This is a genomic window from Ilyobacter sp. (genome assembly GCF_041583315.1).
Lineage (GTDB): Bacteria > Fusobacteriota > Fusobacteriia > Fusobacteriales > Fusobacteriaceae > Ilyobacter.
The window spans coordinates 1-5,907 of sequence record NZ_JBFHGC010000127.1 but is presented as its reverse complement, the minus strand read 5'-3'; the positions used below and the strand labels follow the sequence as shown (position 1 = coordinate 5,907).

Genomic DNA, 5,907 nt, shown 5'->3' with positions numbered 1-5,907 from the left:
AATGACCGAAGTGAAATCCTTAGTAAAAATCAACTGTCTGAGCGAAGCGAGTTTTGATTTTTTCTTGGATTTCCAAGGGCATTTAGCTTATTTTTCACAGGCCTTGATTTTTGGTTACTTTTCATCAAGGAAAAGTAACAGCCTTTCGGAGAAATTCAGTAATTTACTTTCAAAAAGTAACTTAAGTTAAATAATTTATTTTATAGAGGTGTTTATGAGATTATTAAAAAAATCAATCCACAGCAGTCTGAACAGTTTAGAAGGAAATCCCTATAAGAGAAGAGCGGCCAGAGGAATTATTCTGAATGGTTCTAAAATACTTCTTCTCTACACAAAGAGATACAACGACTACAGCTTCCCTGGTGGGGGAGTAGAACCTCATGAGGACCTGGTGGAAGGACTCAAAAGAGAGCTTGTAGAGGAGACAGGTGCAAGAGATATAGAGGTTACTGATGATTATGGTATCTACGAGGAATTCAGGCCGGTTCGTTATGAAGAGTTTGACTTCATGCATATGACCTCCTACTTTTATAAATGCAATATAGCTGAAGAACTAGGAGAATCAAAATTAGAGGATTATGAAATAAAAAACGGAATGAGCCCTCACTGGATAGATATTCACGAAGCAATTGCTCACAACAGAGATGTGATATCCCAAAAAGACGAAAAAATGGGTCTTTCCATCGAAAGAGAGACTTATGTACTAGAGCTCATAGCATCAGAATTCTTAAAATAAGGTGCCTGTCGATGTGGCGATTTATATCAGCTTTCTCCCCCATGAAAAAAACACCAGCTTGGCTGGTGTTTTTTTATTAAAATTATTATATTTGAAACTATATTTTTGATATATCGTATACTTTCAGGTCTTTTAGGTGGATATTTTTTTCCATTATATTCAGAACTGCGTTTAGAGTATCAAGTGAAGTGAGTACTTCGACTCCGTATTCAATGGCCGTTCTTCTGATTCTGAATCCGTCTCTCATGGCGTCGTTAGCCTTAGTCGCAGTATTTATCAAAAGGTCTATCTCTCTGTTCTTAAGTTTATCCAGAATATTTGGATTTTCCTCAGATATTTTATTTACTTTTACCGCTGTGATCCCGTTTTCCTCAAGGAATTTCTGGGTTCCTACCGTAGAAAACAGTTTGCAGCCCTGTCCTATGAGTCTTTTGGCAAAAGGTAAAAATTCTTCTTTGTCTTTATCTCTTATTGTCACAAGAACATTTTTATCTTTTATCTGGCTCAGTCTGTATCCTCCCACGAGGCCTTTATAGATAGCTTCGTCTAGGTTTTCAGACACTCCTAACACCTCACCTGTAGACTTCATCTCAGGACCTAGTGACACTTCTACGTTCCCTAGTTTTTCTGTTGAGAATACAGGCACTTTTACAGCATATACATTCGGTTTTTTATAGATCCCTGTACCGTATTTCATATCTGCCAGCTTTTCCCCTAGCATTACTTTGGTAGCCAGTTCTATCATAGGCACTCCGGTAACTTTTGAGATGTAAGGAACTGTCCTTGATGATCTCGGATTTACCTCTATTACATATATCTCTTTTTCAAAAGCGATAAACTGAATATTCATCATTCCGCTTATCTGCAGTTCTTTTGCTATTTTTTTAGCGTAATCCAGTATCTTTTCCTCTGTTCCTTCGTATAAATTCTTAGAAGGATAAACTGTGATTGAATCTCCAGAGTGAACCCCCGCTCTCTCCAAATGCTCCATTATTCCAGGGATAAGAACGTCCTCTCCGTCACATATGGCATCTATCTCTATCTCTATTCCGTTTAGGTACTTATCTATAAGCACTGGATTTTCAGGGTCTCTGTCAAAGGAAGCTTCCAGATATTTTACCAGGTTATACTCGTCATGACATATCTCCATCCCCTGTCCACCTAGAACATAAGATGGTCTTACAAGGACTGGATAACCGACAGTATTTGCTATCTCTATTCCAGGTTCTATAGTCCAGACTGCCTTACCCTTAGGTCTTTTTATATCCAGCTTTTCCATCATAGCTTCGAATCTTTCTCTGTCTTCTGCTTCATCTATTTTGTCTGCAGAAGTACCTATTATTTTTATTCCAGCTGCTGCCAGGTCATTGGCAAGCTTTATAGCTGTCTGACCTCCAAACTGAAGAACCACACCTTCAGGTTGTTCTTTTTCTATTATATTCATTACATCTTCTGTAACAAGAGGTTCAAAGTATAGCTTATCTGCTGTGGAAAAATCTGTAGATACAGTTTCAGGATTATTATTTATGATTACAGTCTCTATTCCCATCTTTTGAAGGGCTTTTATGCTGTGAACTGTACAGTAGTCAAACTCTATTCCCTGTCCTATTCTTATAGGTCCCGATCCGATAACCAGTATCTTTCTCCTGTCAGACACAGTTACTTCGTCATACATGTCATATGTAGAATAATAGTAAGATGACACTGCATCAAATTCTGCCGCACATGTATCTACCATTTTGTACACAGGCTTTATCCCAAATTCTTTTCTTTTGGCTATGATATCTGACTCTGCTACATTCATAAGACTGGATATTCCTCTGTCAGAAAAACCTTTTTTCTTTAAGTTTCTCAAAGTACACATATCCATATCTTTCAGAGTCATTCTTTTCAGAAGTTCTTCCTGTCTGACGATCCACTCTATTTTTTCCATGAAAAATTTGTCCATTCCTGTTATCTTCTGAAGCTTGGATTTTACATATCCACGTCTCAGCATCTCTGCAGCTACAAATATTCTTTCATCATCTGGTCTCATAACGGCATCTTTCAGCTCTCTTATGGACATTTTTTTTGCCACAGGATGTTCCATGTTATACTGTCCTATTTCAAGGGATCTTATTCCCTTCAGGAAAGCCGCCTCAAAGTTATTTCCGATAGCCATAATTTCTCCCGTAGCCATCATCTTGGTTCCCAGTTTTCTGTCTGCTTTCTTAAATTTATCAAAAGGCCACTTAGGTATTTTTACCACACAGTAATCAAGTGCAGGCTCAAAACATGCATAAGTCTGACCTGTAACCTCATTCTTTACTTCATCTAATGTATAGCCTAGAGAAAGTTTTGTGGCTACCCTGGCAATAGGATATCCTGTTGCCTTTGATGCAAGAGCTGACGATCTTGACACCCTAGGGTTGATTTCAATAATAGCATATTGAAAAGATTTTGCATTGAGGGCAAACTGAACGTTGCACCCTCCGATTACACCGATCTCGTTTATAATATTTATAGATGAAGTTCTGAGCATTTGGTACTCTTTATCAGAAAGAGTCTGAGAAGGAGCTACTACTATGGAATCTCCTGTGTGTATCCCTACAGGATCGATGTTCTCCATATTACACACTGTAATACAGTTTCCGTTTTGGTCTCTGATTACCTCGTATTCTACCTCTTTCCATCCCAGGATTGATTTTTCCACAAGAACCTGTCCTACTCTGGAAAGTTTCAGTCCTTTTAGAAGTATATCTTCTAGTTCCTGGGGATCGTTGGCTATTCCTCCGCCCGAACCTCCCAGAGTGTAGGCTGGTCTTACTACAAGAGGATATCCGATCTGTGCTGCAAACTCCAGACCGTCTTTTAGGTTTTCTACTATTTTACTTTCTATAGTAGGCTCCCCTATTTTTTTCATTGCATCTCTGAACAGGTCTCTGTCTTCTCCTCTTTTTATGGAATCAATGGGAGTTCCTATTACTCTTACGTTGTATTTATCTAAAATCCCGCTGTCATGAAGTTCTACTGCTATGTTTAATGCAGTCTGCCCTCCCATACCAGCAAGAATAGAATCCGGTCTCTCTTTTTCTATTACTTTTTCTACAAACTCAAGGGTGATAGGCTCTATATATATTCTATCTGCCACTGCTCTGTCTGTCATTATTGTGGCTGGGTTTGAATTTATAAGTACGACCTCTATACCTTCCTGCTTCAAGGCTTCACAAGCCTGAGTTCCTGAATAGTCAAACTCAGCAGCCTGGCCTATTACTATTGGCCCCGATCCGATTACAAGGGTTTTCTTTATTGATTTATCTAACATGGTTTCCTCCTAAAATGTGCGTTTATCTGATCTCTATAATAATATCTGCTCAATTTTTTCAGTCTCGCTATTTACCGATAACTTCTAGAAAATCATCAAAGATATATCCCGAATCCTCAGGTCCCGGACAAGCTTCAGGATGATACTGGATACTCATTACTTTGAGTTCGTCATTTTTCATTCCCTCTATAGAGTTGTCATTGAGGTTTACATGAGTTACTTCCACCCCTTCAGGCATTTTATCCACTACATATCCGTGATTCTGAGATGTTATGAAAATCTTGTTTTTATTCAAGTCTTTTACAGGATGATTACCACCTCTGTGCCCGTACTTGAGCTTTATAGTAGTTCCGCCTAGAGCCCATGCCAGAAGCTGATGCCCCAGACAGATACCGATTACAGGCATCTTCCCTATGATTTTTTTGATCTCACTTATTGTATCTGTAAGGTCTGCAGGATCTCCAGGTCCGTTTGACAGAAACACTGCGTCTAGATCATGCTCTAATATCTCTTCTGCTTTTGTCCCAAAGGGAAAAACAGTGAGCTGACATCCACGTTTTTCAAAAGATCTCAATATATTTTGTTTTATCCCAAAATCCATTACTCCGATTTTCTTTCCTTCACCAGGTATTATGTATTTTTCCGGGCACGTAACCTCTGCCACAGCATTTTTATTGGAGAAATTTTTAAATTTTTCTTTGAGTTCTTTCTGAGTAAGCTCTTCAGTTGTTATGATGGCTTTGCAGGTTCCTATCTCTCTTATGAGTTTTGTGAGATGTCTTGTATCCACACCTTTGAACCCCATTACTTTATGCTGCTTCAGGTACCCGTCTAAAGTCATCTCACATCTGAAGTTGTTTGGGTATTTTGCCTCTTCCCTCACAATAAGACCTCTCACCTTTACGCTGTTTGACTCTGTGTCCTCTAGGTTTATACCGTAATTCCCTATAAGCGGATAGGTCATAACCACAATCTGACCATAATAAGACGGATCAGTAAGAAGCTCCTGATAACCTGTCATACTTGTGTTAAAAACCAATTCCCCTGTAGTCTCTTTGAAATAACCAAACGCCTTTCCTTCAAAAGTCATTCCGTTTTCTAGGATTAACTTAGCCTTCATGAAATAATCCTCCCTTTATATATAAAGTGTTTTTTACTAAAAAAAAAGGAATAACAACTGATTATATTAATCAGCCATTATTCCTAAAATTTAAATAATTATTAAAAATAAATATATTTGAGATATTTAACAGGAATATCTCAACTGGAAAATCTAAAATTACATTGGAAATATTAATGGGAAAGAAAAATTGCGATATAATGGTTTTTTTCTTATAAACAAACATCATGCTTTCCCCCTTTTTTTAAAAAAAATTATCAAGGAGTACTATATCAAAACTAAACCTTGTTGTCAACCTTTAACTTTCTCCAAAATTCCGGTTAATTTATAAATCACAACTAGAACCGGCATTTAAGTAGATTTTTTTTGAAAAATATTTTTTTGAAAAACAGCAGATTTACACTTTTATAGAAAGTATCGGCAGATACTGAAAACAATAAAATCTTGCTCACAGTAATTTTCAAATTTTTTCATCCCTTGATTTTAAAGGCTTGTGGCCTTCTATAATAATAAGACAGATGTTTTATTTTTTGACAAAAGTCACTTTTCGTGGTAAAGTGGCCTGGTAGAAAAGTATTTTGCAATTTATAACACTCGTATAATCCCGTAATATGGTCGGGAGTCTCTACAGCTAACCTAAAATTAGCTCCTATGGGTGAAGTGACCGGACTTATTCATGTCCCGACATTTACTTCATTCCATGTATGAGAAATGTCGGATTTTTATGATTTTTGAGAAAGGGGGTTT

The 5,907-nt window shown here is 37.4% G+C and carries 4 protein-coding genes and 1 riboswitch; of the genes, 2 read left to right on the top strand and 2 right to left on the bottom strand.

Annotated features, from left to right (window positions below):
* Both ABZA26_RS05910 and ABZA26_RS05905 read left to right on the top strand, forming a co-directional pair.
* A partial coding sequence (locus tag ABZA26_RS05910) for a hypothetical protein (protein ID WP_372713593.1) occupies positions 1 to 190 on the top strand: 190 nt, incomplete at its 5' end.
* A gap of 24 nt (positions 191 to 214) precedes the next feature.
* Positions 215 to 736, top strand: coding sequence for an NUDIX domain-containing protein (locus ABZA26_RS05905; RefSeq protein ID WP_372713592.1), 522 nt, complete (start codon positions 215 to 217; stop codon positions 734 to 736).
* Between the two features lie 97 nt (positions 737 to 833).
* Here the strand turns inward: ABZA26_RS05905 and carB are convergent, their stop codons facing one another.
* Both carB and ABZA26_RS05895 read right to left on the bottom strand, forming a co-directional pair.
* Complete coding sequence (carB, locus tag ABZA26_RS05900) at positions 834 to 4,040, bottom strand: carbamoyl-phosphate synthase large subunit (protein WP_372713591.1); 3,207 nt, start codon at positions 4,038 to 4,040, stop codon at positions 834 to 836.
* A gap of 67 nt (positions 4,041 to 4,107) precedes the next feature.
* Positions 4,108 to 5,160, bottom strand: a complete 1,053-nt coding sequence (locus tag ABZA26_RS05895) for a carbamoyl phosphate synthase small subunit (protein WP_372713590.1) — start codon at positions 5,158 to 5,160, stop codon at positions 4,108 to 4,110.
* 574 nt (positions 5,161 to 5,734) lie between these two features.
* Positions 5,735 to 5,832, top strand: a riboswitch (purine riboswitch).
* The last annotated feature ends 75 nt before the right edge of the window (positions 5,833 to 5,907 follow it).